The 16,065-nt window shown below is 62.1% G+C and carries 14 protein-coding genes and 1 tRNA gene; 11 read left to right on the top strand and 4 right to left on the bottom strand.

Annotated features, from left to right (window positions below):
• The first annotated feature begins 1 nt into the window (after position 1).
• From nuoL to P0M12_RS25420, 10 genes are all read left to right on the top strand, one after another.
• Positions 2–1,894, top strand: a complete 1,893-nt coding sequence (gene nuoL, locus P0M12_RS25465) for an NADH-quinone oxidoreductase subunit L (protein ID WP_277377030.1) — start codon at positions 2–4, stop codon at positions 1,892–1,894.
• Positions 1,888–3,492, top strand: coding sequence for an NADH-quinone oxidoreductase subunit M (locus P0M12_RS25460; protein WP_042450689.1), 1,605 nt, complete (start codon positions 1,888–1,890; stop codon positions 3,490–3,492). The genes nuoL and P0M12_RS25460 overlap by 7 nt, the downstream gene beginning before the upstream one ends.
• Positions 3,489–5,084 (top strand): NADH-quinone oxidoreductase subunit NuoN, encoded by a 1,596-nt coding sequence (gene nuoN, locus P0M12_RS25455; RefSeq protein WP_030535569.1) that lies wholly within the window; start codon positions 3,489–3,491, stop codon positions 5,082–5,084. Before P0M12_RS25460 ends, nuoN begins: the two co-directional genes overlap by 4 nt.
• 4 nt (positions 5,085–5,088) lie before the next feature.
• The gene (locus P0M12_RS25450) at positions 5,089–5,772 is read left to right on the top strand and encodes a lysoplasmalogenase (protein WP_007735138.1); all 684 of its coding nucleotides are present in this window, start codon (positions 5,089–5,091) and stop codon (positions 5,770–5,772) included.
• A 30-nt stretch (positions 5,773–5,802) separates the two neighbouring features.
• Positions 5,803–6,387 carry a sigma-70 family RNA polymerase sigma factor gene (locus tag P0M12_RS25445; RefSeq protein ID WP_003942139.1) on the top strand — a complete coding sequence of 195 codons (585 nt, stop codon included), beginning with the start codon at positions 5,803–5,805 and terminating at the stop codon, positions 6,385–6,387.
• On the top strand, positions 6,384–7,100 hold the full coding sequence (locus tag P0M12_RS25440; protein ID WP_030535570.1) for a hypothetical protein: 717 nt from the start codon (positions 6,384–6,386) through the stop codon (positions 7,098–7,100). The genes P0M12_RS25445 and P0M12_RS25440 overlap by 4 nt, the downstream gene beginning before the upstream one ends.
• 20 nt (positions 7,101–7,120) lie before the next feature.
• Positions 7,121–7,747 carry a class I SAM-dependent methyltransferase gene (locus P0M12_RS25435; protein ID WP_003942244.1) on the top strand — a complete coding sequence of 209 codons (627 nt, stop codon included), beginning with the start codon at positions 7,121–7,123 and terminating at the stop codon, positions 7,745–7,747.
• A gap of 104 nt (positions 7,748–7,851) precedes the next feature.
• Positions 7,852–7,922: transfer RNA gene (locus tag P0M12_RS25430), tRNA-Cys, on the top strand.
• 120 nt (positions 7,923–8,042) lie between these two features.
• Complete coding sequence (locus P0M12_RS25425; protein WP_019748159.1) at positions 8,043–8,834, top strand: ABC transporter ATP-binding protein; 792 nt, start codon at positions 8,043–8,045, stop codon at positions 8,832–8,834.
• On the top strand, positions 8,831–10,456 hold the full coding sequence (locus P0M12_RS25420; protein ID WP_007735131.1) for a hypothetical protein: 1,626 nt from the start codon (positions 8,831–8,833) through the stop codon (positions 10,454–10,456). Before P0M12_RS25425 ends, P0M12_RS25420 begins: the two co-directional genes overlap by 4 nt.
• Positions 10,457–10,543: 87 nt before the next feature.
• Here P0M12_RS25420 and P0M12_RS25415 read toward each other — a convergent pair whose 3' ends face one another.
• Positions 10,544–10,954, bottom strand: coding sequence for a hypothetical protein (locus tag P0M12_RS25415; protein WP_030535571.1), 411 nt, complete (start codon positions 10,952–10,954; stop codon positions 10,544–10,546).
• A gap of 522 nt (positions 10,955–11,476) precedes the next feature.
• On the opposite strand from P0M12_RS25415, the gene P0M12_RS25410 reads away from it, so the two are divergent.
• On the top strand, positions 11,477–12,925 hold the full coding sequence (locus tag P0M12_RS25410; protein WP_030535572.1) for an MFS transporter: 1,449 nt from the start codon (positions 11,477–11,479) through the stop codon (positions 12,923–12,925).
• On the opposite strand, the gene P0M12_RS25405 is transcribed toward P0M12_RS25410, so the two are convergent.
• The 3 genes from P0M12_RS25405 to P0M12_RS25395 are packed head-to-tail and all read right to left on the bottom strand — an operon-like array spanning position 12,874 to position 16,027.
• Positions 12,874–13,719, bottom strand: coding sequence for a siderophore-interacting protein (locus P0M12_RS25405; RefSeq protein WP_030535573.1), 846 nt, complete (start codon positions 13,717–13,719; stop codon positions 12,874–12,876). The two genes, P0M12_RS25410 and P0M12_RS25405, sit on opposite strands and share 52 nt — an antisense overlap.
• Entirely contained in the window at positions 13,716–15,017 is a 1,302-nt protein-coding gene (entS, locus tag P0M12_RS25400) for an enterobactin transporter EntS (RefSeq protein WP_007735127.1), read from the bottom strand. The genes P0M12_RS25405 and entS overlap by 4 nt, the downstream gene beginning before the upstream one ends.
• Complete coding sequence (locus P0M12_RS25395) at positions 15,014–16,027, bottom strand: ABC transporter substrate-binding protein (protein WP_003942170.1); 1,014 nt, start codon at positions 16,025–16,027, stop codon at positions 15,014–15,016. Before P0M12_RS25395 ends, entS begins: the two co-directional genes overlap by 4 nt.
• Between the last annotated feature and the right edge of the window lie 38 nt (positions 16,028–16,065).

The raw sequence follows: 16,065 nt of genomic DNA, 5'->3' as shown, positions 1-16,065 counted from the left end.
CATGTCAGGAGGAATCACGTCCGCCATCTGGTTGCTCCCCGCCCTGCCCCTGTGCGGCGCCGCTGTCCTGTTGCTGGCGGGTCGTCGCACGAACGCGTGGGGCCACCTGTTCGCCTGCGTCATGGCACTCGCGTCGTTTGTCGTCGCAGTGGTGTTTTTCATCGCCATGCTCGGCCGCGACACCGCCGACCGCACCGTCACCGAGCACCTGTTCAGTTGGGTCCCGGTCGACAGTCTTCAGGTCGAGTTCGGACTGCAGCTTGATCAACTGTCGATGTGTTTCGTCCTGCTCATCACCGGTGTAGGTTCGCTGATCCACATCTACTCGGTCGGCTACATGGCGCACGACCCCGAGCGTCGTAAGTTCTTCGCCTACCTCAATCTCTTCCTCGCTGCGATGCTGCTCCTCGTGCTCGCCGACAACTTCCTCGGGCTCTACGTCGGCTGGGAAGGCGTCGGTTTGGCGTCGTACCTGCTGATCGGTTTCTGGCAGCACAAGCCGTCGGCGGCGACCGCTGCCAAGAAGGCTTTTGTCGTCAATCGGGTGGGCGACATCGGATTGATGATCGCGATGATGTTGATGTTCAGCACGTTCGGCTCGCTCTCGTTCAGCAGCGTCTTCGCCGACGCGTCTGGTGCAAGCGAAGGTGTCCTGACGGCGATCGGCCTGATGCTCCTCCTCGCTGCATGCGCGAAGTCCGCGCAGGTGCCACTGCAGTCGTGGCTCGGCGACGCGATGGAGGGCCCCACCCCCGTCTCGGCTCTGATTCACGCGGCCACGATGGTCACGGCCGGCGTCTACCTGATCGTGCGCTCCAATCCGATCTTCGATCTCGCACCCGACGCTCAGCTCGTGGTTGTCATCGTCGGTGCCGTGACGCTGCTGTTCGGTGCGATCATCGGCTGCGCGAAGGACGACATCAAGAAAGCGCTCGCCGCATCGACCATGAGTCAGATCGGATACATGGTCCTGGCAGCGGGTCTCGGACCAGCTGGATACGCCTTCGCAATCCTTCATCTGATCACCCACGGATTCTTCAAGGCAGGCCTGTTCCTCGGTGCGGGTTCGGTGATGCACGCGATGAACGACGAAACCGACATGCGGCGCTACGGCGGGCTCCGAGCGTTCATGCCACTGACTTTTGTCACGTTCGGGCTCGGATACCTTGCCATCATCGGTGTTCCGCCGTTTGCCGGGTTCTTCTCCAAGGACAAGATCATCGAGGTTGCGATCGGCGAGGGTGGCGTCAAGGGTGTTGTGCTGGGCATCGTCACCCTGTTGGGTGCGGCCCTCACTGCCTTCTACATGAGCCGCGTGATGCTGATGACCTTCTTCGGGAAGGCCCGCTGGGAGAACCAGAAACCTCACGAATCTCCGGCGGTGATGACGTCTCCGATGATAATCCTGGCGGTGGGGTCCGTCGGCGCCGGGATGCTCCTGACCATCGGGTCCAGCTTGCAGAACTGGCTCGAACCGGTTGTCGGCTCACATCACGTCGAACCGCAGATACCCGCATGGTCGATCACCGCGCTGGCGCTGCTCGCAGTTGCCGCCGGCGTCGCGATTGCGTATCGCGAGTACGCCACCCGGGAGATTCCACTTGTGGCACCGACTCCGGTTTCACCGTTGACCGGTGCGGCTCGCCGCGATCTGTACGGTGACGCCTTCAACGAGACGGTGTTCATGAAGCCTGGACAACAACTCACCAAGTCGTTGGAAGTGTTCGACACCAAGGGAATAGGTGGCGTCGTGGGCAGCTTTGCGGTGGTCGTCACCGGGCTGTCCGCGCTCACGCGGAAGCTACAGACCGGGTTTGTTCGCTCGTACGCGCTGGTGATGTTTGTCGGAGCAACACTCGTGGTCGCGACAATGATGGCGGTGACACTGTGGTGATCGAAGCGGCGGTGAGCGACTCTGTGACCAATACCGGCTTCCCTGCGCTGACGGTGCTCTGGTTGCTTCCGCTCATCGGAGCGGGTGTTGTCCTCGCTCTGCCGGCACGGTCGTACCAATTTGCGAAGTCTCTCGCATTGGCTGTGTCCGTGGCAGTCCTGGTGGTCGCCGCCGTTCTCGGAGTTGCGTTCGACCGCGGCGGCGAACAATTTCAATTTGTCGAAAGCCACAGCTGGATACCGGCTTTCGGTACCAGCTACACACTCGGACTCGACGGGATCGCACTCGTTCTGGTTCTTCTCACCGCCGTGCTGGTGCCGTTACTCCTGATCGCGGGCTGGAATGACGTCCCGGCAGACCCGGCATCACCCAAGAGAATGCCGCACACCTATTTCGCGCTGATCCTTGTTGTCGAGTCCATGGTGATGATTTCGTTCAGCGCCTTGGACATTCTCTTGTTCTACATTTTCTTCGAGGCCATGCTGATACCGATGTATTTCCTCATCGGCGGGTTCGGCGGAGTGGGCAGATCTCGCGCAGCCGTGAAGTTTCTGCTCTACAACCTCCTCGGCGGCCTGGTCATGCTCGCTGCAGTCATCGGCCTGTATGTGGTCACCACGCGCGACGAGAGTCCCTTCGCCAGCGGCACTTTCGACTTCCGGGCGATCGCCTCAGCGGCAAACAGCGGTGAACTCGGTGTGGGACCCGGGGTGCTCAACGCCTTGTTCCTCGGATTCATGTTCGCGTTCGCGGTGAAAGCACCGCTCTGGCCGCTGCACAGTTGGTTGCCGGACTCCGCGGTGGAATCGACTCCGTCGACAGCAGTGCTGATGATGGCGGTCGTGGACAAGGTGGGCACGTTCGCGATGATTCGCTATTGCCTGCAACTGTTCCCGGAGTCGTCGTCGACCTTTGCACCGTGGATCATCACGCTCGCCGTTATCGGGATCGTCTACGGCGCAATACTGGCGATCGCGCAAACAGACGTCATGAGACTGATCGCCTACACGTCGATTTCGCACTTCGGCTTCATCATTCTCGGAATCTTCGCGATGACCAGCCAGAGCCAGGCGGGTTCCGCGCTGTACATGGTCAATCACGGAGTCTCCACTGCGGCTCTGTTCTTGATTGCGGGATTCCTCGTCTCGCAGCGAGGTACTCGATCGATCGCGGCGTACGGCGGCGTCCAGAAAGTTGCACCCGTACTTGCCGGCACATTCCTCGTTGCGGGGTTGGCAACGCTGTCGCTGCCGGGTCTCGCGCCGTTCGTCAGTGAGTTCCTGGTGCTGATCGGGACGTACTCGCGATACCACGTGGCCGCTATCGCGGCGACTGCCGCGCTTGTCCTGTCCGCGATCTACATACTCTGGCTCTACCAGCGCATGATGGGCGGACCTGTGAAGGAAGAGCAGGGAACGATCCGCGACCTCGCTCGACGCGAACTCGTGGTGGTCGCCCCTCTGATCGCACTCCTGTTGCTTCTCGGCATCTACCCCAAGCCTGCCTTGGACGTCATCACTCCTGCAGTGAGCCATACGGTCGTCGACGAGGCTCCGACCCCGCTCGTCGCCGACCACGAAGGAGGTGCCCACAAATGAGTTCCTTCAACGACGTGACCATCCTCGGCTCAGCCGGCACGGCGTCACCCAGTGTCGAATACAGCTTGCTCTCGCCAATGTTGATCGTGTTCGGTGTTGCGGTTGTGGGCGTACTCATCGAGGCATTTGCACCCCGGCGTTTTCGATACCCCGTGCAACTCGTCCTCGGTGTCGCAGGCTTGGCGGCCGCATTCGTGGCAGTGCTTCTGCTCGCCGGCACGCGGTCGACGGCGATGATGGGTTCTGTAGCGGTCGACGGTCCGACCCTTTTCCTGCAGGCCACGATCCTTCTCGTGTCGATCCCCGCAGTACTGCTGATCGCCGAGCGAGGCTCGGGCAACACCGCCGAGGTGATCGCGCAACACGACGCGCTCGGCGGTTTCACCCCTCAAGCGTCGAGCGTCCCCGGAAGTGTTGCGGAACAAGAAGCGGTCAAGGTCGGTATCGCCCAGACCGAGGTCTTTCCGCTCACCCTCTTCGCTGTCGGCGGCATGCTCCTCTTTCCCGCGTCCAACGATCTGCTGACGATGTTCGTTGCGCTCGAAGTGTTCTCACTGCCTCTGTATCTCCTGTGTGGTCTGGCACGCCGACGTCGCCTGCTCTCCCAGGAAGCTGCGCTCAAGTACTTTCTGCTCGGGGCATTTTCGTCGGCGTTCTTCGTTTTCGGAATCGCATTGCTGTACGGCTATGCCGGGACGGTCACGCTCTCCGGTATCGCCGACGCAGCACGCAGCGGGTCGGGTACCGATGCCTTCCTGTGGCTCGGGACAGCACTCGTGGCCGTGGGATTACTGTTCAAAGTCGGTGCCGTGCCGTTCCATTCGTGGATTCCCGACGTCTATCAAGGGGCGCCGACGCCGATCACCAGTTTCATGGCTACTGCGACCAAGATCGCCGCATTCGGTGCCATCCTTCGTGTCTTCTATGTGGCTCTGCCCAACGAGTACGTGAACTGGCGTCCACTGATGTGGGCGGTCGCGATTCTCACGATGGTTGTCGGATCGATCGTCGCTGTGACGCAAACCGATATGAAGCGGATGCTCGCGTATTCGGCCATCGCGCACACCGGATTCATTCTGACCGCCGTGGTGGCGAACTCGGATGCCGGCCTCGCCTCGGCGATGTTCTACCTTCTGGCCTACGGATTCAGCACCGTGGGCGCGTTCGCCGTCGTGAGTCTGGTTCGGGACGCAGACGGTGAGGTCGCGACGCTCTCGCGCTGGGCCGGATTGGGCCGGCGCTCACCGCTGGTCGGAGTTGTGTTTGCACTGTTCCTGTTGGCTTTCGCCGGGATCCCGTTGACCAGTGGGTTCATCGGAAAGTTCGCGGTGTTCAGCGCGGCAGCCGAGGGCGGGGCCGCACCTCTCGTGATCGTCGGCGTCCTGTGCAGCGCGATCGCCGCGTACTTCTACGTGCGAGTGATCGTGTTGATGTTCTTCACCGAATCGGCCGCAGACGCTCCGACCGTCGTGGTGCCGAGTGCACTGACCAGCAGTGTGATCGGCCTCGGCGCCGGTGTCACGCTCATCCTCGGCATACTCCCCCAGCCGGCGCTCGACCTCGCCGAGCGTGCAGCGGACTTCCTACACTGAGCCGATGCGTGAATCTGACCTCGACCCCGGGCTGCCGAGCATCATCCGGGCCCCATGGTTCGTCGTGTTTTCAGCGGTAGCGATTGTCCATCTGATCCTCAATGCCGCTGATGCTGCGCCCTGGGACGGGATCACCAAGGTCATGCTCGCTCCGATTCTGGCTGCCTGGGTTGTCGCCCGACGCGGACCTCGAATTGTTGCTGCTGCGCTGATTGCCTGTGCTTTCGGAGATTTGTTCCTGATCTGGGAGACCACGTTTGTCATCGGGATGGCAGCCTTCGCGATCGGTCACCTCTGCTTCATCCGATTCTTTCTCTCACACGGCGCTCTTCGGGAGATACGAAGGCGGCCATGGTTTCTGTGCGCTTACACCGTCGCTGGGATCGCTCTTGTGTCGTACACCTGGACCGGTCTCGAACCTGAACTTCGAATTGCCGTCCCCGTGTACGCCGCAATCCTGGTGGGAACCGCATCAACCGCACTGACGTACAACTCGATCACCGGTATCGGCGGCGCGCTGTTCCTCACCTCTGACGCCCTCATCCTGCTCGGCCAGGCGAACAAGTGGCAGCCCGCCGCTGCGGGCATCTGGATCATGACGCTGTACATCCTCGCTCTGTTGCTTCTGACAGTGGGAGTTCTCGGCCGGAGTAACACGCCAAACCGTCCATTAGCTCAGAGGCTGTAAGGATCAGCAACCAGCCGGACATCTCTTCATATGACCCCGAAATCCGAGGAACAACCGCCGCCGAGCGGCGAAGAGCGGTTCACCGCCCTGTGGGACGCCTACGCCGGTCGGGTGTTCGCGTATACCTGTCGCCACGTTGATCATCACAGCGCGCAGGAGGTTGTCTCCGAGACGTTCCTCGTTGCCTGGCGACGCTTGGACGAAGTGCCCGAGCAGGCACTTCCATGGCTGTTGGTGGTGGCTCGAAACACCGTGAACAATAACCGTCGCAGCGTTCGGCGCCTTGACGCGCTCACCGAGAAGATGGGACGCATCGAGCAGATTGCGGCATCGACGCCGGGCGCCGACGTCACTGTCACCGAACGCACGGAACTGCTCGAAGCACTGGCAACACTCACCGTCACCGAACGTGAAGCCCTGCTCCTGACTGCCTGGGACGGGTTGACCGCCACCGAAGCCGCGCGGGTCGCTGGGTGTTCGGTTCCGGCCATGCATGTTCGTCTCTTTCGCGCTCGGCGTCGATTGCGCGCCGGGTTGACTTCAGAATCCGTCACCGTAATCCCGATGAACACCGCCCGACCTTGCGCTGCCGCCGAACACGGGAGTACCCCATGACCAAAGATCTGCTGACCACGCTCGAGAAGCTGCGGCCGAGCGATACGGTTTCCGCCGAACTCTGGCCCGAGAACGTCCAAGATGCCGTACGCACCCGAATCATGGCTACCGAAAACAACATTGGGGCAACCAAGGCTCCACGCCGTCGCGTCGGTGCCATCGTTCTCGTCGCGGCGATCTGCGCAGCAGTGGTGGTGGGCTGCGCCGCTGCCACGGGGATGATGCCGAAAGCGTTCACCGACATGTACTCGGGTTGGCAGACGATGCCGGGAACCAACGGCGGAATAGATCCGTCCACCGCCGAGCGGGTCGGGTCCATTCCCGGACCTGACGGAACCTTGTTCAGCGTCTTTGTCGCCCACGGCGCCAATGGCTGGAGGTGCGTCGCCCCGGTTTTCGAGGCGTCAGCCGACATCGACAAGGTTGGTCCGTCGAAATTCATCGGCCTCGGACACGGCTGCAGATCAATTGACTTGTACGGCGCAGATTCATTCGGGGGCGGCGCCGGGTACGAGGCCGGTCCGCACGAGGCGACCTACGACGCAGGGGCGGGAGGTGCTGTCCGAGCCGAACTTCACACCGCAGACGGCCAGATCTATCCGACAATTCTTGCCGAAGACCGCTTCTACGGATGGATTCCCCTGTCGCTCACGTCCCCTCGTCCAACCCTCGTCGGATATGCCGCAGACGGGACGGTCGTCGGCACCCGGTGAGCTGTCGGTACCCTCGAAAGATGACTGCACACGCCCCGAACGAGCGCATCCCCAGCCAGTGGGAAGAGATCACTGCAGCCGACTCGACGCATTCCACACGATATGTCGAGCGTTTCCGTTCCATGAGAGCGGACGGCAAGGACATTGTCGGGGAAGCACGTTTGATCGACGCGATGCTCGGACGCGGTGGCCGGGTTCTCGATGCAGGGTGCGGGCCTGGCCGACTCGGCGGTTATCTGCACGACGTCGGGCATGTGGTTGTCGGAGTCGATGTCGACCCGGTTCTCATCGCTGCCGCAGAAGAAGACCACCCCGGACCGACGTGGCTTGTCGGCGATCTCGCCGAACTCGATCTGCCGGCCCGCGGTGTCGAGGCAGATTTCGACGTCATCGTGTCGGCAGGCAACGTGGTGGCGTTTCTCGCGCCGTCCACCAGGCAAGCAGTATTGTCAGGATTTGCTCGTCATCTCGCTCCGAGCGGCCGAGTGGTCATCGGATTCGGTGCCGGCCGTGGCTACGAGTTCCCCGAGTTTCTCGCCGACGCGACCGCGAGTGGCCTCGAGGCTGATCTGCTGCTCTCCACGTGGGATCTTCGCCCGTTCAAGGAGGATTCCGAATTCCTGGTCGCGGTGTTCTCCCGCGCCTGACCCGGCACTTCCCCCGCACTCCCTGCGATCCGTCACACGGCGATCAACTCACCCTGATCACAATGGTGGCGACTGTTGTTCACTACGAACATAATTGGATCAATGCGGGTGTGGCCGAGCGGCAAGGCAGCGGTCTGCAAAACCGTCCACGCAGGTTCGACTCCTGCCATCCGCTCCCCTTGCGAACCAGCGACTCATGTCGCAACCCCCACCTAGGAATGACATTCGGTGCACGCAGCCTGCATCGCTCCGCTCCGTCTCCGCGCACATGGCTCCGGACAGTTACCCTCGATCGATGCACCCTCTCCCCGAGACAGGACAGTTACCTCCCGGACCGATGGCTTTGCAAGTGGAACACCTCTGCATGGCGTTCGGCGCGAAAGTTGCTGTGAACGACCTTTCTCTTGCGGTGCCCTCAGGTTCGTTGTTCGGTCTGGTTGGCCCGAATGGTGCGGGAAAAACGACCACATTGTCGATGGCTGTCGGATTGCTTCGCCCGCACTACGGTCGCAGCCTGGTGTACGGCTACGACGTGTGGAACGACCCTGTGGCAGCGAAGAGTCTGCTCGGCGTTCTACCCGACGGTCTGGCGCTACCCGCCCAGTTCACCGGCCATGAACTACTCACCTATTTCGGACGCCTGCGCGGTATGCCAGAGGACGTCATCGCGTCACGACGCGACGAACTGTTGGCCGCGCTCGATCTCGCCGATGCAGGTGGAACGGTCATCGCCGATTATTCAGCGGGCATGACGAAGAAAATCGGGTTGGCCTCGGCCTTGTTGCACGGCCCTCGCTTACTGGTACTGGATGAGCCGTTCGAAGCTGTCGACCCCATTTCTTCGGCCGGAATTCGGAGCATTCTGCTCTCGTTCGTCCACTCAGGTGGCTCGGTCATTCTTTCCAGTCACGTGATGGCCCTTGTCGAACAACTGTGTACTCACATCGGAGTCATCGCAGACGGTCGCGTCGTGGCTTCAGGAACGGTCGACGAGGTGCGCGCAGGCAACACTCTCGACGAGGCATTCGTTCGCCTTGTCGGTAGCCGCAGTCCCAATCCCGACGGACTGTCATGGATGCGCGCATGACCACCACCAGCTTTTCACCGACACGCTGGAACCCGTCGGTCTCTGTGTGGCGCACTGTTCTCCGCATGCGCATGACCCTCTACAAACGTCAGTTCACCGGTGGAAGAGCTGTAATCAAGGTCATTGCAGCGTTGTTCGGGGTTCTGGGGGCAGCGCTACTGTGCCTACGAGCTTCGGGAAAGAACGGTGTTTCTCCCGATCTCGTCAGCGGCACAACCAGTCTCGCACTTTCGGCTATCGCCGTGATGTGGATCTTGATGCCGATCATGTCTGGTCTGTCAGATGACAATCTTCACCCCAGACATTTCCAACTACTCCCCCTGGAACCCGTCCGACTCGCCAGAGCACTGTTCTCGACGTCGCTGGTCGGTATGACCGTGCCGATTACCGCGTTGGCTGCAGCAGCGATTCCAATTTATGCCGCTACACACCACCCTGCCGCACTGCCATTGGCCATTATCGCTTGGCCCGCAACGGTCCTGCTCATTGTCGGCACCTCACGGGTCGCGATGCTGGCGATGTCGCAGCTCCTGCGGAGTCGTCGCAGCCGCGAACTGGGACTGTTGGCATTCGGCACGTTCTTCGGCGGACTGTATCTGCTGCAATTTCCGCTGCAGAGTCGCCTCGGCACGGTCGTGGACGGCGACGTCACGTGGCCGCTCACGATCGCGCATTCGATCCCGTTCGCGTGGGGAATCACCAGTGTCGACGCAGCAGCAGGAGGCGCCTGGCTCCTCGCCGCCGGAGCAGTCCTCGCCCTGGTGCTGGTCGATCTCGCACTGCTGTGGTCATGGCAACGCCTGGTCGTTCGCTACTTCAACGGGAAGGTCGCAGAATCAGCGGGCGCCACTTCCGTGCAATTGAAGAACCAGGGCCGCGACATTCGAACCGGTTGGCGCGCATCCCGACTGGGCACCGTCATCTCTCGCGAGCTTTCGCTCTGGCACGGAGACATGCGCCGACGAACACAACTGCTCTCCGTTGCCATCATGACCTTGGTCTCCGGCTTCGGACCGCTGATCTCGTCATCGATCCCCTTCTCCGCCGCATGGGGTGCCTGGTTCCTGATCTACCTGGCAATGGCAGCCGGATCGAATCTGTACGGATTCGACGGCGCATCGATCTGGCATCTGGTGATGATCCCCGAAGCCGCTGCCGCTGACGTCCGGGGCCGACAAATCGCGTGGGCAATCGTGATGACACCCTTCGTGGTCGTCGCAACAGCTGCTGTACGGATCTTCGGGGACCTCGGGACCGACCGACTGGCCGTGCCGATCGCCGTCGGCATTTCGATGATGGGAGTCGGTGCAGGATTGGTAGTGGCGATATCCGCCAAAGCGCCCTACCCGGTTCCGGAGATGAAGAAGACGTTCTCCTTCAACACCCGCGGGTCCTTCAACGGCTCGTCCTTCGGACTGATCATCCTCGCCATCGTCATCTTCGCCGCGACAACGGCGCCCGGCGTTCTACTCGGGGCGCTGCTACCGAACCCGGTGAACTATTTCGCCATCCCTGTCGCTGTTGCGATTGGTGCACTTGGTGCTTGGATCGGGGGCCGCGTCGCGATCACCCGTATGCAACGCGAGCCGGATCGGATTCTGTTCGCGGTTACCACCACATGATCGTTGCCCAGATAGTCCGAGAATTTCTGGGCGTCAGCGCAGTACCCGCAACTTGCACCAAAAAACTCAGTCTGGGCAATCGGATTATCAGGGATCCAGGTAGCGCAGCTCAACGGGTTCGGTCCTCGCATATCGCCGCCGGGCTTTCGTGACATAGCTTCCGCTCGAGCCGAACCATTGCCCTGGAAACATCGCACCACCAAGATGTTTGGCATGCCCCCGGAGCACTACGGTTCCGTACGTGTCGCCGAACGTCCCGGCCGATGCGGGAACTGCGCGCACCCCGCCCCTTCGCTGGAGCGCGGCTGGATCGAGCGCTGCCTCAGGTTCGCACCGCAGCCCGCTCGGTGTGCAGAAATCCTGGTGATGGACCACTACACCGGAGCGATGGAATTCTGCCGGTGCCGACATCCGTTCCACGGGTCCTGATCGCGCCGGATCCTCGAGATCCGCTGTCGAGCCGAGTCCCTCGGCGCCCCGGCTCAACAGCGAAATCACACCTGAATCAGCTCAGCGAGCTCAGCAGCGGCTCGAGAAGCTTGTAGAGCTCGAAGATTCCGATGATCGTTGAAATAGAACCCATGATGATCCTCCGTGATTCGTGAACTTTCCGTGACGTCGCGTCACAGGCAGAAAGCTAACAAACCCGGCATTCAAACGGGGACCTTGGATGTGTCCGGCAGATGAACTCCCTGCTCGGAGAAGCATTTTGGTGACCAGCGTCATGCTCATCGAGAAATGAGCCCCATCGTCACATCGCCTGACACCAACCGACGGTAGCAGCAAAAGTCTGCCCGTTGCGATCTGGCGATACATGGCACCATTTCCACCCCATCCGACCCTTGCTTTGTGCGCTGAATCGCATTACATTTCTCCACAATAACGGTACGCGTAACGAAATAAAGAGACGGTCTACTTCACAGCCCGATATATCCAGTGCCACAACCCTTCCGGGCTCTTGGAGGGGCGGCGTTTCGTCGCGTCCATAAGCTCCTCACTCCCCGATCGAAAGAGAGCACGATGACCACAGAGAGCGTCTCCGGCAATCAGCCGCGACCGGTAGCAACTATCGCAAGCCTGACCCTGCTGATCGCTGCCGTGGCCGCGCTCGAAAGCATCATCGTCCCCGCACTCCCCCTGATACAGAGAGACTTCGGAGTGACGGCCGACATCGGAGCGCTCGCATCCGTCGCTCTGACGTTGAGCACTGTCCTCGTCACGCCGATGGCCGGGCGAATAGCCGACGTGTACGGCGCCCGCCCCACCTTGCTCGCGATCACGACAATCGTTGTCCTGGGCGGCAGCGTGTCCGCTCTCGCAACGATCTTCCCGCTGTTCGTCCTCGGCCAATTTCTCCAGGGATTCGGGCTCGGGTTGCTTCCCGTGAGCTTCGTGGTCCTACGACGCACTTTGTCCTCGGACCGACTGAAGACGGCCACGGGTTTGCTCGGGGCTGTCGTAGTGGCCGGCGGCGCTCTGGGAGTCGTGCTGGCGGGACCCGTCGCGGAAAACGTCTCACGCAGCGCGATGTATGCAGTTCCGACCGCGTTCGTTTTGCTCGGCGCAATTGCTTTTGCCGTGAGCACACCACGAGATCACATGTCGAACGTCGGCGGCCGACTCGATTGGCCGGGAGCGGGCGGATTGGCTCTGGGGTTGTTGACGCTGACGGCGTGGCTTGCGAGCGCGTCGAGCAACGGGTGGGGCGCACCGACGTCGATGCTGCTGGTTCTCGCTTCCGCTGCCGTGTTCACGATCTGGGCCAGGTATCAGAGCCGGACAACCGAGCCGATGGTCGACCTGACGATGATGCGGCATCGTTCGATGTGGAGCGCCGTGGTCGTCGGCGTGGTTTTCGGGTTCACCTACGGCGCTGTTGTCTATCTACTTCCGCAACAACTCGCCGTGCCGGCAGAGAGCGGATTCGGCCGCGGTGCATCGACAAGTGCCATCGGAATCCTGCTGTGCATCGGTTACGGCGCAGCGGTGATCGCGTCGGTGATTTCCGGAAAGCTCGCACAACGGGTCGGCACGAAAGCCATTGCGGTAGCGGGAGTTGCCTTCCTCGGCCTGAGCGGCGCCGTCGGGGTCTTTGCAACCACGATGTGGCAGATCGTTGTGGTGCTGATCCTTGCGGGTACCGGCGTTGCCGCCGCGTCGACGGCAGTGTTCGTCATCTCCGCCGACAGCGCACCGGCAGACCGCGTAGGTGTCACGACGGCAATAGTCACGATCGCCAGATCGCTGGGTTCTGCTGTGGGAACCCAAATTGCCGCCGGGATCATCGCGAGCGCGACTTCATCCGGCGGCCTTCCCCAGCACTCGGCATTCGCCACGGCTTTCGGAGTGGCGGCAATCGTTGCGATTGTCGGACTCGTTGTCGCGGTGACGATGCCGAAACCGGCGTCAACCGATGTTCAGTGGTCGTCGTCGTCCTCGTCGAAGTCTGCGACTCCGCGCTTCCAGTAGCCCGTGATCAGGTAGTCGCCCGAACTCAGGCCGAGTTCGTCGCGCACGAATCTGCGAATCGGCTTGAGACTGGTGGCCTCACCGGAGATCCAGGCGTAGAGGCGCTCACCTTCGGGCACGGTGACCGTCCGTACTGCCTGCTCGAGCAGATCCGAGTGACCGGCTGGGACGTCACCGCGGTGCAGCCATCGCACCTCGACGCCTTCCGGAACAGTGAGTTCGATTTCCTGTGAAGGGTCGGTGATCTCGACGAACACCCACCCGGCGGCAGCAGCGGGCATCATCTCGAGCCAACGAGCAATGGCGGGAAGGGCGGTGATGTCACCGGCCAGCAGATAGCGGTCGTACGTCCACGGAACCACGACGCCACCGGGCGGACCTGCCACGTGCACCCGAGTGCCGACGGTCGCCGCCTGAGCCCAATCAGAGGCGTACCCACCTTCGTGGAGCGCGAAGTCGAGGTCCAGCTCCCCCGCCTCGGCGTCGTATCGACGGACGGTGTACTCACGCGAGATCGGCAATGGACGAGGCCACTTCAGGCTGAATCCGTCGCGTTCGGGTAGACGTAAAGTTCCGTCTGCATCCGGGTAGACCAGGCGAACATGCTCGTCGGGAGCGTGCGATTCGAAGCCCGCCAACTCCGGTCCACCCAAGGTCAGACGCAACAGTCCGGTCCCGACCATTTCGCTGCGAACGACTTCGAGTTCGCGAATGCCGATGGGGTACGGCACTTTTGCGCCGGTGGTTCCCGCCAGAACTTCGGCGATGGTCGCGAGGTGGTCTCCTCGGTTCATGAACTACCTTCCTTTTCCGGCGGAGCATTCCCCACCGGCACAGTGTTTTCGGAGAGATCGACTTCGTTGATCTCCGAAGTTACCCGGCGCACCGAACCCAATGCTGCCAGGAGCACCAGGCCCAGTGTCACACCGGCGAGCCCCAAGACCAGTAGCGCGGCGCCAGGCTCGAGCCACTGCCCGAGGAACCCGGCTGCCATCGAACCGATCGCCGTACCCGTGACGGCTTGCACCATCCACAGACTGGACACGCGTCCGCGCAATTCGTCCGGCGTGTTCTGTTGAAGGACTGCAAATCTCAGAATGTCGTTGAGTGCGCGGCCGAGGCCGAATCCGGCCAGGCCCAGGAACGCGACAATCGCTGCTCCCGACGCACCCAGTACCACCAGGCCGAGAGGCATCAGCGCAACAGAGATCAACATCGCGGCGCCGTTGCGGTGGACTCGTCCGGTCCAACCGCTGGTGAGGGAACCGACCACAGCGCCGACAGCGGGGGCGCCGTAGAGCAGACCGAGCATGGTGGGTCCGCCGCCGAGAACCTGGTCGACGAAGGCAGGCAGCAACACCATCGGCCCGCTGACGAACATGACCAACAGACCGCTGATCAGGATGCCGCGAATGACTGTGTGCGTGCCGGCGAATTTCACGCCGGTCACCAGCGCGCGCATCGGGCTTTCGTGATTCGTGCCCGGTGCCGGGGAAGGGCCGATGGCTTGGAACAACGTGACAGTTGCTGCGGTGGCCACCGCAGCAACAAAGTATGTCGCGGGAATGCCGCCGGAGGCGATGATCACGCCGGCGATTGCCGGCGAGATCATCGTCCCGATGTCGGTGGTCAGCGCTACCAAAGCGCCGGCCGCAGCCATCTTGTTGCGCGGCAACAACGTCGGCATCAAAGCCATCAAGGCCGAGCTGCTGACACCGCCGGCCAAGCCGTCGACAGCTGCCGCGACGTAGATGACCCACATCGACGGGTGTGGCAAGAGCGCATTGCACCCGAGAATGACAAAGCCGAGACCCGCAGCACTGCGGGCCAACTGGATGGTGCGTCGCCGATCGTAACGGTCAGCGAGCACGCCGCCGAACAGGCTGCCGAAGAACATGGCGATGGCCATCGCCGTGGACACTCCGGCAACCTGCAAGGTCGAGCCGGTGAGCTGGTACGTCTGCGCGGGGACGGCTACGACGAGCAGTCCGATCCCGAGCAGCGAGATCAATCGCGCGGAAAAGGCGTACCTGAAGGGACGGCTGGTCCGCAAGGGTGAAACATCGATCACCAGCCCACCGAATCGAGTCATGCGAAGGTCTGGCCGATCAGGTCGAGGGTAGCCATTGCGCCGTCGTAGTCAGGACGGTAGCTGCTGGCGGGGAGCTCGAACGTCGTGCCTGCCTTGAAGGACGGCAACTGCGAGTAAAGCGGATCGGTGGCAAGTTCGGCCATCGGGCGACCGGACACCGGAATCACAAAGGCGACAGGAGCATCGGCGACCTGCGAGAGCAGTTCCGGGCTGACCTCGAACGAGTCACCCGAGCCGAAGAGCTGCGGGTTGCCGGCCTTGGCCATGACGTCGTCGGCCTTGAAACCGAGCTCGGCGAGCATCGCGGGCAGCGCGGCCGTCGGCGGAACGAGGTACGGCTTGTTGCTCGAGACCGAGAGGAAGTAGACGACGTTGCCCTCGGGAACCTTGATCTTGCCCTTGACCTCTTTGACCTTGTCCTCGTATGCGCTCATCAGCGCCGGAACCTGGTCGGAACGGCCCGCCGCGTCGGCGACGATTTCGAGCTGCTTGTCCCACGCGGCGACCGTCTTGGGGACCAAGACGGTGGGCGCGATAGCAGTGAGCTGATCGTAGAGTTCCTCGGACTGAACGGAGGTGATTCCCTGGCCACCGCCGATGATCAGGTCGGGCTCAGCCGCCGCGACGGCTTCGATGTTGAGCTGCTCGCCGGCCGGCAATTCCTTGGTGCCCTGCGCCTTTGCGGCGTCCGCCCAAGCCGGCGGGAATCCACCGTCGAGGTTCGTGACACCGAGGACGCGGGTATCGGTGGCAACCACCGGTGCGTCCAGGGCGTACAGGTATCCGGCGAGACCGCCGCTCAGAACCACGATGCGCTCCGCCGACGCGGGCACGGTGACCGAGCCCTTCTCGGTCTCGATCACGCGGGTCGTGGGCTCTGCAGCCTTGGTCGGTTCGTCGTTCGAATCGCTACTGCAACCGATCATCGCCACGAGTGCGACGATCAGCAACCCTGCGATGGCGACGAAACGTCGCCAACTCCGTATCGCGAGGGGCGGTGTGGACTTCATCATTGAGCTCCCATTGTGTTTCAACTGTGTGGTTTTCG

The sequence above is a fragment of the Rhodococcus sp. RCBS9 genome (assembly GCF_029457415.1).
Classification (GTDB): Bacteria; Actinomycetota; Actinomycetes; order Mycobacteriales; family Mycobacteriaceae; genus Rhodococcus_F; species Rhodococcus_F qingshengii.
This window is presented reverse-complemented; position numbering and strand designations above follow the sequence as displayed.